This is a genomic window from Thalassorhabdus alkalitolerans, assembly GCF_042656525.1.
GTDB lineage: Bacteria > Bacillota > Bacilli > Bacillales > Marinococcaceae > Thalassorhabdus > Thalassorhabdus alkalitolerans.
In genome coordinates, this window is record NZ_JBHSOZ010000010.1 from 15,933 (window position 1) to 31,949 (window position 16,017).

15 protein-coding genes and 1 riboswitch are annotated in these 16,017 nt (G+C 41.1%); of the genes, 9 read left to right on the forward strand and 6 right to left on the reverse strand.

Features of this window, described 5'->3' with window-relative positions:
* Window positions 1-73 precede the first annotated feature (73 nt).
* On the forward strand, window positions 74-1,924 hold the full coding sequence (gene asnB, locus ACFPU1_RS15035) for an asparagine synthase (glutamine-hydrolyzing) (RefSeq protein ID WP_385942632.1): 1,851 nt from the start codon (window positions 74-76) through the stop codon (window positions 1,922-1,924).
* 190 nt (window positions 1,925-2,114) lie between these two features.
* On the opposite strand, the gene ACFPU1_RS15040 is transcribed toward asnB, so the two are convergent.
* From ACFPU1_RS15040 to ACFPU1_RS15055, 4 genes are all read right to left on the reverse strand, one after another.
* A complete protein-coding gene (locus tag ACFPU1_RS15040; protein ID WP_385942634.1) occupies window positions 2,115-2,303 on the reverse strand; it encodes a hypothetical protein in 189 nt (62 codons plus the stop codon).
* A gap of 160 nt (window positions 2,304-2,463) precedes the next feature.
* The gene (locus tag ACFPU1_RS15045) at window positions 2,464-3,147 is read right to left on the reverse strand and encodes a hypothetical protein (protein WP_385942636.1); all 684 of its coding nucleotides are present in this window, start codon (window positions 3,145-3,147) and stop codon (window positions 2,464-2,466) included.
* A gap of 259 nt (window positions 3,148-3,406) precedes the next feature.
* Window positions 3,407-4,924 (reverse strand): NCS2 family permease, encoded by a 1,518-nt coding sequence (locus tag ACFPU1_RS15050; RefSeq protein ID WP_385942638.1) that lies wholly within the window; start codon window positions 4,922-4,924, stop codon window positions 3,407-3,409.
* Between the two features lie 15 nt (window positions 4,925-4,939).
* A complete protein-coding gene (locus ACFPU1_RS15055) occupies window positions 4,940-5,536 on the reverse strand; it encodes a xanthine phosphoribosyltransferase (RefSeq protein WP_385942640.1) in 597 nt (198 codons plus the stop codon).
* Between the two features lie 110 nt (window positions 5,537-5,646).
* Window positions 5,647-5,746, reverse strand: a riboswitch (purine riboswitch).
* Window positions 5,747-6,052: 306 nt separating this feature from the next.
* Here ACFPU1_RS15055 and ACFPU1_RS15060 point away from each other — a divergent pair.
* The 7 genes from ACFPU1_RS15060 to trpB all read left to right on the forward strand — a co-directional run bounded on the left by ACFPU1_RS15060 (window position 6,053) and on the right by trpB (window position 12,513).
* A complete protein-coding gene (locus ACFPU1_RS15060) occupies window positions 6,053-6,553 on the forward strand; it encodes a PTS sugar transporter subunit IIA (RefSeq protein ID WP_385942642.1) in 501 nt (166 codons plus the stop codon).
* Window positions 6,554-6,714: 161 nt separating this feature from the next.
* Window positions 6,715-7,368, forward strand: a complete 654-nt coding sequence (locus ACFPU1_RS15065; protein WP_385942644.1) for a general stress protein — start codon at window positions 6,715-6,717, stop codon at window positions 7,366-7,368.
* Window positions 7,369-7,585: 217 nt separating this feature from the next.
* Complete coding sequence (locus ACFPU1_RS15070; RefSeq protein ID WP_385942646.1) at window positions 7,586-8,179, forward strand: YflT domain-containing protein; 594 nt, start codon at window positions 7,586-7,588, stop codon at window positions 8,177-8,179.
* 99 nt (window positions 8,180-8,278) lie between these two features.
* On the forward strand, window positions 8,279-8,437 hold the full coding sequence (locus ACFPU1_RS15075; protein ID WP_385942648.1) for a hypothetical protein: 159 nt from the start codon (window positions 8,279-8,281) through the stop codon (window positions 8,435-8,437).
* Between the two features lie 156 nt (window positions 8,438-8,593).
* Entirely contained in the window at window positions 8,594-9,448 is an 855-nt protein-coding gene (locus tag ACFPU1_RS15080; RefSeq protein WP_385942650.1) for a PRD domain-containing protein, read from the forward strand.
* 188 nt (window positions 9,449-9,636) lie between these two features.
* The gene (cimA, locus tag ACFPU1_RS15085; RefSeq protein WP_385942652.1) at window positions 9,637-11,262 is read left to right on the forward strand and encodes a citramalate synthase; all 1,626 of its coding nucleotides are present in this window, start codon (window positions 9,637-9,639) and stop codon (window positions 11,260-11,262) included.
* 69 nt (window positions 11,263-11,331) lie between these two features.
* On the forward strand, window positions 11,332-12,513 hold the full coding sequence (gene trpB, locus ACFPU1_RS15090; protein ID WP_385942654.1) for a tryptophan synthase subunit beta: 1,182 nt from the start codon (window positions 11,332-11,334) through the stop codon (window positions 12,511-12,513).
* Window positions 12,514-12,614: 101 nt separating this feature from the next.
* Here trpB and ACFPU1_RS15095 read toward each other — a convergent pair whose 3' ends face one another.
* Window positions 12,615-13,622 carry a TIGR03943 family putative permease subunit gene (locus ACFPU1_RS15095; RefSeq protein WP_385942656.1) on the reverse strand — a complete coding sequence of 336 codons (1,008 nt, stop codon included), beginning with the start codon at window positions 13,620-13,622 and terminating at the stop codon, window positions 12,615-12,617.
* 121 nt (window positions 13,623-13,743) lie between these two features.
* Window positions 13,744-14,778, reverse strand: a complete 1,035-nt coding sequence (locus tag ACFPU1_RS15100; RefSeq protein WP_385942658.1) for a permease — start codon at window positions 14,776-14,778, stop codon at window positions 13,744-13,746.
* A 155-nt stretch (window positions 14,779-14,933) separates the two neighbouring features.
* Here ACFPU1_RS15100 and ACFPU1_RS15105 point away from each other — a divergent pair, with 155 nt between their 5' ends.
* On the forward strand, window positions 14,934-15,893 hold the full coding sequence (locus tag ACFPU1_RS15105; RefSeq protein WP_385942660.1) for a CobW family GTP-binding protein: 960 nt from the start codon (window positions 14,934-14,936) through the stop codon (window positions 15,891-15,893).
* Window positions 15,894-16,017: the final 124 nt, after the last annotated feature.

The following is a 16,017-nucleotide window of genomic DNA, read 5'->3' on the forward strand; positions in this document are numbered from 1 at the left end:
CGTTATCGTTCCTCCTGAATAGCATGAGATATAGGCTCTGCCGTATTGATGCTTTTATAGGAGGGACTTTTTTATGTGTGGAATAGCAGGATGGATACATTTTTCCTCTGACCTGCATCAAGAAAAAGAAGAGATGATAAAAATGATAAAGACGCTGCGGCTGCGAGGGCCAGATGAAGAAAATATATGGTCTGATCGTCATGCTTTGTTTGGACATACACGGCTCATTGTTGTGGATCCTGCTGGGGGAAAACAGCCAATGACAAAAACGGCAGCAGGGAAGACGTGTACGATCATTTATAATGGAGAACTCTATAATACAGAAGAGGTGCGAAAAGAGCTTCTTGCAAAAGGGTATACCTTTGCTTCTTCTTCAGATACTGAAGTGTTGTTAACTGCGTTTCTTGAATGGAAGGAACAATGCGTGGAAAAAGTAAACGGTATTTTTGCTTTTGCAATTTGGGATCATCATAAAGAAGAGCTTTTCCTGGGAAGGGATCGGCTTGGAGTAAAGCCTCTCTTTTTTGCAGAAAAAAACGGAGGCTTTCTTTTTGCTTCAGAAATAAAAGCTATTTTGGCACACAGGGAGGTAAAAGCTGCCCTTGATGAAGAAGGGCTGTTGGATATTTTCGGCCTGGGGCCTTCGCGGACTCCTGGAAAAGGAGTGTTTCAAGGGATTCAAGAGCTTCGTCCTGCCCATGTCCTTCGTCTTTCAAGAACGGGAAAAAGAATCAGCAGATACTGGAATGTAAAGAGCGCTGATCATAAAGAGGATGAGCGGGATACTGCTCTTCATATACGCCAGCTGCTTCAGGATACTGTAGAAAGACAGCTGATTGCTGATGTACCGGTAAGTACTCTTTTGTCCGGGGGAATAGATTCCAGTGCTTTGACAGCTTTTGCCGCTACACATCTTGCTGGTGAAGGGAAAGGAAAGCTCCACACGTTTTCTATCGATTATGAAGATAACAGCAAGCACTTTAAAGCAAACGAATTTCAACCGGCCAGCGATAAATCGTTTATTGAATTAATGAGTAATCAATACTCGACAATCCATCACAACAAAGTGATTCCTGTTCATACATTGGCTGATATGCTGGATGATGCAGTTATGGCCCGTGACTTGCCTGGCATGGCAGACATTGATTCTTCCTTACTGTGGTTTTCAAAAGAAATAAAAAAGACTGCGACAGTGGCACTATCTGGAGAGTGTGCGGATGAAATCTTTGGGGGATATCCCTGGTTTTACAGGACGGATCTTCTTCAAAGAAAAGGATTTCCGTGGATGGACTCCTTGAGTGAACGAAAAAAGCTGCTGCGAAAGGAATGGCAGGAAAAACTAAACGTAGAAGAGTATTCACAGGACCGGTATCAAGAAACCTTGAAGGAAGTTCCTGCTCATGAAGATGATTCAAAGGAAGAGGCAAAGAGAAGAGAAATGTTTTACTTAAACATGATATGGTTTATGACCACTTTGCTTGATAGAAAAGATCGCATGAGTATGGCTGCAAGCCTGGAGGTAAGGGTACCATTTGCCGACCACAGGCTGGTTGAATATGTGTGGAACATTCCTTGGGAAATGAAGAGGTTAAATGGGATGGAAAAAGGAATCCTCCGTAAAGCGCTGGAGGGGATTTTGCCTCATGAAGTCCTTTACCGAAAGAAAAGTCCATACCCTAAAACACACCATCCAGTTTATACAAATCTGGTAACTCAAAAAGTCAGAGATATACTGGCAGATAAACACGCTCCAATTCTTGAAATAGTGGACCGTGCCGAATTAAAAAAGCTTGCTGACAGCAAGGGTGCTTCTTTTACCGTTCCCTGGTTCGGACAGCTGATGACAGGACCTCAGCTCCTTGCCAATATGGTTCAAATGAATAAGTGGCTTGAAATTAACCACATTGACATTATTTCTCCTTAAGGCGCCATATGGAAGACACCGTGAAAGCGAATGAAAAGAAGCTTAAGCGGGTGTCGCACTTGTACCTTTAGGTTCAGGGGAGTGGACTTGAACAATAGAATACTGAAAACAAAAAGAGCTCTCACCGATGTGAGGGCTCTTCTCTTTCTGGGTTTTGTCCCAGACTCATTTTAAACAGGAAGTAATCAGACTAATCCCGCATTTCATCAAAGGCTTTTTGCATTGGCTCCATCATGTTATTGTTTCCATTTCCATTACCATTACTTTGGCTTCTTCCCAGGCTATAAGCCGCTGCCCCTATTCCTAAGCTGACTAAAGATAACATGACTGCATTATTGCCATTGTTTCTGCGGTTGTTATTTCGCCCCATGCCAAACATGAAACCATCTCCTCCTGTGTTTTAGCTGGAATTCATTCATTCAGCCCAGCCATTATTAATATGAGGATTTTTCTTGGCATGTAAACAAGGATGTTGTTACCATGAGCTGCCCACCTGAACAAAAGAGGTTCCCTTATAGTAAGGAACCTCTTTTGTTTCGTTATTCTTCCTCTGCATCATCGAGGTTAATTTCTATTTCCAAGTCATCACCAATGGTTTCTGCTTGGCCGTCAGTTGCTCCTTCAATAGAAAGGGTAAGGGTTTCAAGTTCGGCAGGATCCATGTCTAAGTAGAAAATAACATAATCCTTTTCGACTGAGTCTTCTCCAAACTCGCCGCCAACACTTCCCGAATCAAAAATATCGGCACTTACCTCTTCACCTGTATTGGTGGAAAGAGAAGCCTGGTTAGGATAAAAAATCACCGTGTCTTCTTCATTGTTTTGAGCTTCCATAAGCACGGCTACAATTGTTTCATCATCTTTTTCACCAACAAGAACTTCTTGAATGGAAAGCGAGATAGGACCGGATTCCTCTTCGATACCAAGGTCAGTGTCTTCATATATAATATTGGCATCATCAATTCCTTCAGCTGTAGTGGTTTCTTCTTCCGCTTCTTCTTCATCCAGCTCTTCATCTGGATCTGGAGATTCTTCATCTTCCTGTTCGTCCTCATCAATATCCTCGGCATCTTCCTCAGGAGCCTGTGCATCCTCTTCTACAATATCCCCGTTTTCTTCTGCTCCTTCATCAATAACGGCATCGTCCTGGTCTTCTTCACCGTTACATGCTGTTCCAAGAACAAGCACAGAAGAGAGGGACACGAGCAGTAATGATTTTTTCATAAATTGTACCTCCTATGTAAGCATGGTAATAATCTCTTCGATTGACCAATTATTAGTATACCTAAATAAATGAATTTGTAAAGAAAGGTATGGGTAAGCTGTTGTTTGTGGTCAAAGAGCCGTGACTGATTATATGTAGCTTTAAAGTTATACGATTTTATAAGAAACCCTTGTCTTTTTTCATGAAAAGGGATTCCAACCATGAGTCATTTTTTCTGAAAAAGAAAACCTCCCCTTTTAAGGAGAGGTAATAAAGAATCTAAGCTGCTTCTTTTTTATCCTCTAATACTTCACCTGCCTGAACATTAGCAAATTTCAAGGAATAAAGAACAAAGAAAACACCAATGGCACAATAAGCTAGTGTAAAGTCTCCCGCTGCATTTACTGCTAAAGAAGGTGCATGCATAAATCCAAAGAAAGAGAGGATGGCACCAACGAAAGAAAACGCTGCAGCCTTTTTGAAATTATGGTCAATGATAAAGACGGTAATGGCTCCAAGGATAATGGCCGTAAACATGGCTCCTTCACCGAGGGGGACAATGCCAGTTGAAATATCTCTGACTACTTCACCAGCTTCATTGTTAAATCTTGTCATGACATAGTTAGCGACATAAGGAAGCATAGCCAGTGCCACTGCCGGATAATACTTTGTGGAATTCTGCTGAAAAGCAGAAGATACCATGGAAATTCCCACAAAAACAAGGATAGGAGCAACAGCTGCTACAGGTATGAAAGCGGAAATAGCAGCAATTAAGCCAAAGCAAGCTGCCAGTGCAAATACAGCGGCGTTTAAAATGCTGTACCCTCTTCCGGCTCCCATCCACTTCGAACCGACCGTAGCAATGTAAACAGTAGTTGGAAACAATCCACCAAACAATGTGCCGATCATTGTTCCTGTTCCATCAACAGCCTGGCATTCTCTTACGTCATAATCATCCCCTTCAGCAGACATGGCTTCTACATTATTCATTGTCTCAATTGCATTATAAAGTGTAATAGGCAGAATAACTGCCAGTAAGCCAATAAGGGAGCCAAATAAATAATTAAATCCTTCAATCCCTGCAAGTGTAGGAACAAGAGGATAAAAGCCAAGATTGGCCATTCCTTCTTGTACCTGGTTCATATTCACTTCACCAATCACGAAAGCAAGGACGGTACCAATAACAATCGCAAAAAGAGATGTCGGGATGTTAAAAGGCATGGATATCTTGCCAAGAACGCCAACTAAGATAATGGCTAAGACAACTAACCCGACAACAGGTACAGAGAATGTATTGAATAGCATTTCTCCAGCGATAAAAGTAAGAGCGACACCTGCAAGGGCGCCAAGCATAGCTGCGCGAGGAAGGTTGCGTTTCACCCAGTTTCCAGAGAAAGCAACAAGAGCTTCAATCAACCCGCTTATGAAACAAGCAGCCAATGCAATTTTCCATGCGAGTTCCGGATCTCCTGTTAATTGGTTTGCCGGCAGCAGGACCCCGAAGAGAAAAATAAACATAACGGGTGTGCTGATCCCGTAGGAAAGAGCTGTTACGTCTGTTCTTCCTTCCTTTTGGGCGAGACGGTTGGCCATGTAAGCATAATACAGGTTACCAAAAATGACTGCGGCGGCCGCTCCAGGAATTACTTTTCCAAAAACAATTTCTGCTGGAAACCCCATGCCAAGCATGGTTACGGCAATGATGACGAAATTGGCCAGGTTGTTTTGAAATAAAGCAAAAAAGGCGTCCGTATCTTCTTTTTTATACCACGGGTAATGGACAGTGTTGGTAGTCATTGTTTTCCCTCTTTCTTACAGGCTCTGAGATGCCATTTCATTTTTTACAAATTCTACCTCGCTATGTGACAACGTTTCTATGCGGGCAAGTGATTCTACCCGATATCCTGCATCAACAAGCTTCTGTCGTCCCGGCTGAAAGGACTTTTCAATTACAATCCCAAAGCCGGCAATCGACGCACCGCTTTGCTTGATAACAGAGGCAAGCCCGAGGGCAGCTTGTCCGTTAGCTAAAAAGTCATCAATAAGCAAGACGCGGTCAGTTGAAGTGAGAAGGGATTTGGAAATGGTGATCGTATTTGTTTCTTGCTTTGTAAAAGAATAAACGTCCGCTGTATAGACATCATCTGTCATAGTTATTGACTTTTTCTTTCTGGCAAAAATAAGCTCTACCCCAAGTTCGGAAGCAGTCATAAGAGCGGGGGCGATTCCGGAGGATTCTATCGTTACCACCTTGGTTATCAGCTCACGTCGAAAGCGAGCAGCAAACTCTTTACCTATTTCGCTCATTAAAGCAGGATCAATTTGATGATTTAAAAACGTATCGACTTTCAATACACCTTCAGATAAAACAAGGCCTCTTTCGGTAATTGCCTTTTCCAAACTTCTCATTTCTGTCATCCTTTCAGTTACAATTCGTCCACTCAATGAAAAAAGCCCGATCTCCAGTGTCCATATGAGCGAACAACTGATGATCGGGCTGTGTGCATAAAATAAGCCATATTCATCCGAGGTTCACCCATAGTCGAATGATATGGTCATTCGGTAGAAACTTGCAGGCCGTATTCCCGCGATTATATGAGTGAGTATGTATAAATTTGTCGTATGTATGGATTATAACGCAAATTGACAAAGTTGAAAAGAAAAAATAGCTTTAAATACGAATTTTGATTTTAATATTGATTTTAATGTTCGTATTTTGGTAAGTTTTACTTTTTGAGAAGTAAGGAATAGATGGGGACTGTACAGGCTGTCTCGTTGACTTTTATAAGGCTGTTCGTTACATTTTATGAGGGGAACCGCAATTGAAAGCTATTCTTTTTTGAAGCACTCATTAAAGAAAAGTAATTATGAATGGTTTCATGGCTTTTAGACAAGGTTATACATATGTAAAAGAGGTGATTAAATATGTTGAAAAAATTATTTGGAAAGAAAAATGAGCCACAGGATTTGGTGGTTTTTTCTCCTGTTTCAGGAAAATACGTTGATTTAACAGAAGTACCGGATCCAACATTTTCGGAAAAAATGATGGGAGAAGGCTTTGCTGTTGATCCTTCTGAAGGAAGGGTAGTCTCCCCAGTAGATGGAAAGGTCATTCAGGTATTTCCTACAAAACATGCCGTTGGTATTAAGTCTAATGAAGGTCTTGATATTCTTATTCATATCGGACTGGAAACAGTGGCAATGAATGGAGAAGGATTTGAAGCTCACGTCTCAGAAGGAGACAAAGTAAAAGCAGGAGACCTTCTCATTGAATTTTCCCTTGACGATGTTAAGGAAAAAGCAAAAAGCACTTTAACTCCAGTGGTATTTACTGAAGGGGAACAATTTGAGAACCTGGAATTAAAAGAAGCTGAAGATGTAAAAGGCGGAGAAACGGAAGTCGCTTCTGTGACTGTGAAAGCTTAAGGCATTAGTGAAAACACCCGGGCAACCGGGTGTTTTTTGTGCCTGCAAGTTTTCAGGTTTCGTATATATTTCTCCGGAAAATTTAGTTTTAAACCATAGGATACGGGAAGGTAGATTGTATAGAACAAAACAAACAGGTACAGCTACCGGAGGTGATTTCCTTGGCAGAAAGAGTAATAGGCGTTTATGAAAAAGAGCAAGAAGTCATTACTGCTGTTGAAGAGCTTAAAAAAGAAGGACTTGACCCATCTGATATGTCTTTGGCTGTTGATGAAAAGACAGATGCCAGTTATTTGATGAGGGAAACAGGTGTGCAAACTGAAACTGAAAAAACAACTGAAGCCAGTGAAGGCAATAATAAAGGAATGCTTGATAAGCTTAAGCAAGCTTTTACAGGCAATAATCAACAGAGTAATAAGACATCTGGAAATGTAAAAGAAAAATTTATTAGTATGGGCATGACTGAGGAAGAGGCAACGGAGTATAAGGACCAAATAAAAGAAGGAAAAATGGTTTTATTTGTAACCAGAGATGCAGACGAGAGTTTAGGAGGTCCTATTGGTCATACTACCAAACCTACGTCAACGGATCGTCCTCCATTAATGGGTTCCACCTCAAGTGAAAGGGAGACTGAGGGAAGCTCCATGAAAACAGAGGAAACCCCAGGTGAAACAGAAGGAACGCCAAATAAACCTGCGAAACCCAAAAGGTCATATGCGACTCAAGGCACCAGTGATCCAGCACCGGAAGGATCTTCACCACAACACAGTAAATCTGAGCCAGTCGCTTCAGAGGATGAAAATAGAAACAAATAAAGCATTCTTATAATGTCGACAGGGGACCAGCATACGCTGGTTCTCTTATTATAAAGAACGAACATTTGAATTTTTTAATCATTTATTTATTTTCCATCGCTCCCTGGGTAGCGGCTGAATTAACATGACCACGTCCTCTTTTGCAAAGCCTTGTTTTCAAAGAACAATGTAGGGGAATTGAAGTAAAAAGCACTTTTTAAAGAAAGGAAGGTATAAAATGGCCAATAGAGTTGTTGGTGTGTATGATTCAAAAAAGAAACTTCTGGAGAACGTGGAAGAGCTTAAGGCAAAAGGCATTGATGCATCGGACATTTCGATTGTAGCTAAAGACGAAGATACAGCAAATTTTTACGGTGAACAAACCGGGGCTCAAACAATGGCGGATACGTACGATGCTGACCAAGATGAAGGTTTTTTTGAGAAGGTCAAAGCGGCCTTTCAAACAAAAGGTGAGGTTGAAACAAGTGACGCAAGGACCCTGACTGATAAATTTATGACCTTGGGACTGCCTGAAGATGAGGCCAGAAAGTACCACGATAAAGTGGAAGACGGAGGGATTGTGGTCTTAGTGGATCGTCCTGCTTATGAAGATAACGGCAGCAAGAGTAGTCAGGGCAATACCCAAGAAGGTATTTCATCAACTTCTTCGGATGCAGGTGCCGAACCCCTCGCATCCTCTTCTGATATAGGAACAGAAACAACCAGAAACGAGAGTGACCATCCAATCGAAGGGACACAAAATCCTGCACCAGGCAGAGACAAATTTTCTGACAACGCGTTAAATCATCAGGAGAATAATGAAAACAAATAATGGAGAAAGGGCAGCACAAGCTGCTCTTTTTTTAAAAAGAATAGTTTTGTTGTTTTACAGCAGGGGTGCTACAAAAGAATAGTAAAGGGAGGCAGGAGTATGATTTTTAAAGGAGACCCTACCTATCATGGTCTTTGTTCTCTATGCAGCCGAAGAATTAAAAATGAGGGATATTGGAAGGAAGATTCACCATATGGTACTTTTAAATACTACTGTTCCGAGGATTGTATGAAAAAAGAGGAACCAGACCCTCAGTAACAGCTGATATTTAGGCCAGGTGCAGCTGGAAGGCTGCGCCGATTCTTTGAAAAGGCAGTCAAATTTTACCTTTGGCTGCGAACTCATTTTTCTTTTAATGCCTTACTCTTTACAGTAAAATAAGGTACATAGTTTGATAGAAAGAGTGAGTGTATTATGATCATTCAAAAGGTACTTAACCATAATGCAGCTATAGTAAAGGAAGGTAACGAGGAAAAAGTTGCTCTTGGGGCGGGGCTGGCCTTCCATAAAAAAAGAAATGATACGATAGATCCGGCAAGGATAGAAAAGCTGTTTGTATTAAAAGAAAAAGAACAAGATCATTTCACCCATCTTTTACACTCAATAAAAGAAGAAGAGGCTGAAGTTATAAGAAAAATCGTAAAAAAGGCTGAGTCTGAACTGAATGCCACTTTTAATGAAAGAATTTATATAGCGTTATTTGATCATATTATCTTTACCATAGAAAGGGTGCAGACAGGTCAGTCTTCGCCGAATTATTTACTTCCTGAAATAAAAGGTTTATACCCTGATGAATTTAAGGTCGGGTTATGGGCTGCTGAGGCGATAGAGAAAATGACAGGGACCTCCATGTCAGAAGATGAAGCGGGTTTTATCGCGCTTCATCTCTATACAGCAAGAAACAAGCACCCTTCAGTTGAAGAAACGATGAATCTTACTGAAGCGATACATTTAATGGTTGAAGTATGCGAAGAGTCTCTGGGAGTTACCTTTCCAACTGATACAGTTGCCTATCAGGGGTTAATTACTCATTTAAATATTGCTATTAAAACAGTCATACAACAGGAAGATATAAGCTCTACCCCATCTGAAATGGTTCAAATGATCAAGAAAGGCTATCCCGAAGTCTATCAAAGCACGCGAGCTGCAACTGAGGCTTTAAAAAAAGAATATGGACTGCTCCTTCCCGAAGACGAGAACGTGTATATATCGATGCACATTCAAAGAATATTAGTCAGAATAAAGGAAGAGGAAAACAATCATGCCTGAAGACTCTGGTCTTTGGGCATTTTTTCATTGAAGCAGTCAAATGGCTTGAAATATAAAGAAATAGGGTAATTGATTGTCCTCTGGACATATTCAAATGTCCCCTCCTGTGATATACTATTTTCCAATATGGGGAGATTTAAAACAATTCAGAAAAGAAGTATGGATGGATTAGAGTAGGAGGGACTCAAGTGAATAAGCAAGTCCGGATATATGATACGACCCTGAGAGACGGAACACAAGGTGAAGGAGTCAGCTTATCTGTTGATGACAAAGTAAAGATCGCCAGAAAGCTTGATGAGCTCGGCGTTCATTACATTGAAGGAGGCTGGCCTGGAAGCAATCCGAAAGATATGAATTTTTTCGATAAAGTAAAAGAATTGGACTTACAAAACAGTGTGATCACGGCTTTTGGAAGCACTCGTCGTTCCGGTATTAAAGCTTCTGACGATCCCAATTTAAACCGATTAATTCAAAGCGGTGTCAAGGCTGCTGCAATTTTTGGGAAAACGTGGGACTTCCATGTGACAGAAGCTTTGCAAACAACCTTAGAAGAAAATCTACAGATGATATATGATTCTATTTTATTTTTAAAAGAACAAGGCTTAGAGGTAATCTTTGATGCCGAACATTTTTTTGATGGCTATAAAAATAATGAAGAGTATGCGATTCAGGCCATCCTAAAAGCACAGGAAGCGGGAGCAGACTGTATTACCCTTTGTGACACAAATGGAGGGTCCCTTCCTAAGGAAATAGAAGACATTGTAAAGGATGTAAAAGAAAAAGTCAGCACGCAAGTCGGGATCCACTGTCATAATGACGGGGAGCTGGCGGTAGCGAACACTTTATCAGCCGTCCGTGCTGGCGCAAGCCATGTGCAAGGGACAATAAATGGGTATGGCGAGCGCTGCGGAAATGCCAATCTCGTTTCTTTACTGCCGAATCTCCAATTAAAAATGGGGTATTCCTGTATTGGGAGCGATCCTATGCAGGAGCTCGTTTCTATCTCAAAATTTGTGCATGAGATTGCAAATCAAGTGCCGGCAAGCAATCAGCCATTTGTAGGAAATAGTGCGTTTGCTCACAAAGGCGGAATGCATGTCAGCGCAGTTTTGAAACACCCAGAAACCTATGAACATATTAAACCTGAAGTGCTGGGGAATAAGCGTCGGGTTCTTGTTTCAGAGTTGTCGGGCCAAAGCAACCTTATGTTTAAAGCAGAGGAAATGGGACTTACTCTTGATAAGAATGATCCCAAGGTTAAAGAAATTATTGAAAAAATAAAAGAAATGGAAAATCTGGGGTACCATTATGAAGCGGCTGAAGCGTCGTTTTTGCTTCTGGTAAAGAAGTTGTTAGGAGAAGATATTACGTTCTTTGAGCTGGATCATTTCAAAATTCTGACAGATAAAGAATCCAGTGATGAATTAACTACTGAAGCTGTGGTGAAGGTGAAAGTAAACGAAGAAGTGGTTATGACCGCAGCAGAAGGGAACGGGCCGGTTAACGCGCTGGACCATGCATTGCGTAAAGCGTTAGGCGAGTTTTATCCAGTGATTCATAAGATGTACTTATCTGATTATAAAGTGCGTGTGCTTGATGAGGGGGAAGCTACTGCTTCCAAAGTAAGAGTACTCATTGAATCATCAGATGGAAGAAATACGTGGAGCACTATAGGTGTGTCCGGCAATATTATAGAAGCAAGCTGGCATGCTCTTGTGGATAGTATCCGTTACCACTTTATGAAGCAGGACGAAGAGCTCGAAATCATAAAAAAAGATACTGTTAAGCCTCCAGTTGGAGTAAATAACCATTAAGCAGAGGTATGGCATTTCTATTGGTCTTTGGTACAATAAAAGACAGGATATAGTAAAGGAGAGAATGAGATGAGCAGAGCAGAGGTAAATGAAGAGAAAAAAGGTTATTTCGGGGATTTTGGCGGGAGTTTTATACCACCCCAGCTAGAAGCAGTATTAGAGAGGATTGATAATGCCTTCCAACAATATAAGGATGAACCGGAATTTATTGAGGAATACAATTATTATTTAAAAGAATACGTAGGGCGTGAAAACCCTCTTACATTTGCTGACCGCCTGTCAAATGAGCTGGGAGGAGCCCGAATTTATTTCAAAAGAGAAGATTTGAACCATACAGGCGCCCATAAGATAAACAATGTGATTGGACAGATATTACTTGCAAAAAGAATGGGAGCCCATCGTGTGATTGCTGAAACTGGTGCAGGACAGCATGGCGTGGCAACGGCTACAGCATGTGCCATGCTGGGAATGGATTGTACCATCTATATGGGAAAAGAAGATACAAGAAGGCAGGAACTCAATGTCTTTCGCATGGAGCTTCTTGGAGCTAAGGTTGTCCCGGTAGATAAAGGAAGCGGACGCCTTAAGGATGCTGTGGATGAAGCGTTAAATGATCTGGTAGAAAACTATGAAACGACGTTTTACCTTCTCGGATCAGCTGTTGGTCCTCATCCGTTTCCTACCATTGTTCATCATTTTCAATCAGTGATCAGTAAAGAGTCTAAAAAGCAGATTTTACAAAAAGAAGGGCGCCTTCCTGATATGGTTGTTGCTTGTGTAGGCGGAGGCAGCAACGCGATTGGTGCATTTTCTGAGTATATTGAAGAGGAGGATGTACGCTTGGTCGGCGTTGAGCCTGAAGAAGCTGCAACCCTCACAAAAGGAACGCCGGGTGTCATTCATGGTTTTAAATGTTTATGTCTTCAAGATGAGGAAGGAAATCCTCTTCCGACATACTCAATTGCAGCGGGTCTTGACTATCCGGGAATTGGGCCAGAACATAGTCATCTAAAGGTATCAGGACGAGGGGAATATGAAACGGTATCGAAACAGGAAGTGTTAGATGCTTTTCAAAAGCTGGCTCGTACCGAAGGGATCATTCCTGCCTTAGAAAGCGCTCATGCTGTGGCTTATGCTGTTAAAACAGCCCCTTCTATGGACGAAAACGATATTATTATTGTTAACCTCTCCGGCCGTGGCGATAAAGACGTAAATGAAGTCCGCTTGTTACTGAAAGAAAAAGAAATGTAAATAAGAAAAGGCTGGGAAAAAATCCAGCGAAAAAGAATGGCCTCACAGTTGGTGAGAGCCATTCTTTTTTAGGAGACGGAATTGTCCCAGCTTATTTGTATCTATCTGAAGGAAGGAAAAACATATGGCATATCAGGTTCGTCAATCTCAGTAATTTCCTGTAAGTGAACAGAAGGCATCGTGAAGCCTCCATATTCCCCCTCCTGGATTGTCCCTCTAATAGTAACCCATGAGTCTTCCTCATAATGCACCGCTTCTTCGGATTCAACCAGCAACCCATAAACCGTAGCGTCAGCAATGCAGCATGTCATGGAAAATCGGGCTACAACCATTTGGTTTTCGTTAAATTCTGGTTCTCTGTACACGAAACCAGACACTTCAATTTCTTTGCCTTTAAAGCTGTCCAAGTGAATGTCCATCGCAGAGACCATGTCAAGAAAATTGTCTTCTGTAATGATTACTTCATCTTGATTTTCATAAGCATCTGCAATTTCTTTATAGTGGGAATCCAGTTCTTCCTCCTCGTATAAATCTTCCATCATATAATGCTCTTCCTCTGAGATTTCCCCTAAGCTGTCGCCAGAAGCGGAAATTGCACCCGACTCAAGATCATCCAAATACTGCTCTGGATTATCAAGGTAAGCTTCCGCTCTGTTTGCTGTGTCTTGCTCCTCAGAAGCTTCTGCTGCTGGTGTAGCAGGAGAAGGGGATGAGGTTGGACTTGTGAAAATACCAGAGCCATATTGAATTCCACGGTTGGCAGCTACTGAACTGTCCAATACTTGATCAGGAAGTGAGAAACCAAGCACTACAGGAGCAACAAATATCCCATAAATCATTACCTTCGTTAGTGGCCGCCCCGTCATGCTATGGTCGCTTCCACAGTCACAATAAAAATCTTCATTTTTTTTACTTGTGCTTCGTAATATCTGAATTACACCTAAGATAAATAGCACAATTGTTGCAGCATAGACAAACGGCAGCATCGTTGGCGCAATGTATAACCGAATGCTTCCTGATATAATCATTCCAAGCTGAAGAAGGGCAAAGCCAATTAATATAATTCCTCGAATATACGCATGAAAGCTTGTGTCGGTTTGATTTTCCATGTTCTCCTCCTTTCAGAACAATTTCTTATAAAAGGTTTTGGTAAAGCCAATGTGGATCTTATTAAGTCATTTAATTATTGATATAACCGTGAGACGGTTTCGGGGGTAGCATGAGCCGAACCTATAAAATAAATAATTGAAGGATCATGATACTTGTAAACACGGTCACTGTTACGACTGACATGAAAATCAGTACAAACTTTGTTTTAAAGAACGCAAACAGCATAATAGTATTCTTTAAATCAAGCATCGGTCCATACACGAGGAATGCGGCAATGGACCCGGTGGTAAACATACTGCCAAACGATGCAGCTACAAAGGCATCGGCCTCTGAACAAAGTGAAAGAACAAAAGCAAAAGCCATCATAACTCCTGTAGAGGCCCAGTCACTCGAACCAATTGCAAGTAGGAGACTTCTGTCCAGAAAGGTTTGAAACATAGCTGCGATGAAGGCACCGGCAATCAAGAATTTACCCATAAGGAAAAACTCATCTGCGGCATGATAAACCGTTCTTTTTATCCCACTGCTTTGCGGTTTAGGGGATGGCGTTGCCGCTGCCGCCATTCCGTTTCCCAGTAATTCGTCTTTTTGCACCTTGAGCTGGTCGCTGTTTTTAAAAATGGTATAAAGAATAGCTCCTATGATAATGGAGAGAACAAAAGCCAGTCCAAATCTTGTGTAAAAAACAGTGAGGTCATTGCGGAAAGCAAAATACGTAGAGGCCGCAACCACCGGGTTTAAGATCGGGGCTGCCACTAAAAAGACCACACCGACATGAAGAGGCATACCTTTTTTGATTAAGCGTCTGACCACAGGGATAATGGCACATTCACATATAGGGAAAATAGCTCCAAGCATGGCTGCAGGCAGCAGGGCGGCGTAAGCTTTTTTAGGCACGTATCTTTGTATTGTATCCTCTGAAACATAGACTTGGATAAGAGCAGATATAAAAACTCCTAGTAAAATAAAAGGCACGGCCTCTATAACAATACCTAGAAAAATAGTGTTTACATTTAACCAGGAAGACGGAAGCGTAAAGAGACCTCCATCTTTAAAAAGATCCATGCTGAAAAAAAGAATCACAAAAGTAAATAGCAGCAAAATACCGAGGGCATCTTTCATCCAGCCGTTCAGCTGGGAGGGGGTATGTTCCATATTAATTTTTTGCTCCATTCTTTCTTGGTCTTATATGTAAATTCTATGTGGCTTAGAGTGTATTTTAGCATAGATTCTTCTACTTTTATTAAGTAAAATAGAAAGTAATCCAGATTTTACAAATTTGTAATGAAAGAAACCATTGGGGGACAAATATGGAACAAAAGAAAACACCGGTCTATGTGCTTACAGGCTTTCTAGGAAGCGGGAAGACAACGCTTTTGAAAGAAATGCTTACTGCAGAAAAATCAGCAGGAAGAACACCTGCTGTAGTTTTAAATGAGCTTGGGGAAGCAAATGTGGAAAAAAGCTACTTCAATGAAGAGACTCTAATAGAAAAGTTAAACGGCTGTATATGTTGTACTATACAAACGGATCTTACAGATGATCTCCTTGATTTTTTCACCTATTCAAAGAAGAAACCAGATGTCATGTTTATAGAAGGGACAGGGGTCGCTGATCCTTTACAGGTGATGGATGGACTAACAGATCCCAGACTGCAGGCTTTTATTGATATTAAATCTGTAATTGGCGTTGTTGATGCAGCAAGATACATAGAATACCAAAGCATGTTCTCGAGCTCTAAAGAAGTAAGAGAAGTGTTACGGTCTCATCTATTACACAGCTCGCTTCTTATACTGAATAAAGTAGATGAATGCGATGTCAGGACACTTGAAAAGGTAAAGAAAAAAATTGATAAGGCAAAGCCTTCTTCAGTTCCTGTTATAGAAGCCAGCTTTGGGGATGTCTTACATGAGGAACTAATGATGTCACGGTTTGAACATAACTCTGAAAACAGTCAGAAACAAAGACAGGAAATTCAGCATTCTCATTCTCATTCTCATTTTCAAGCTCTGCACATTGAACCGGAAACACAGCTGCAAAAAGAAAATCTTAAAAACTGGCTTGAGTCTCTCCCTGAACAGGTAGTTCGTGTCAAAGGGATTGTTCACATGAAAGGAGAGGGAAAAAGGGCTATTCTTCAATATTCACCTGGTTCTCTCAGTTTAGAACCACTTTCTCACAGAGATGAGGATGGAGGGCAGCGCTTGATTATCATTGGCTACAATATTAATTCTGCCGATATAAATGAATCATTCAGTAAAATGATGTAAAAAGCAAAAGGGTGATCTCTTTTGCTTTTTACATAGGAAAATATTTCTCTTGCGTTTTCAGGCAATAATTTTGATTATTTTGTATAATTAATGTTAGAATAAAACCTACTTGCAAAAGCAGGTC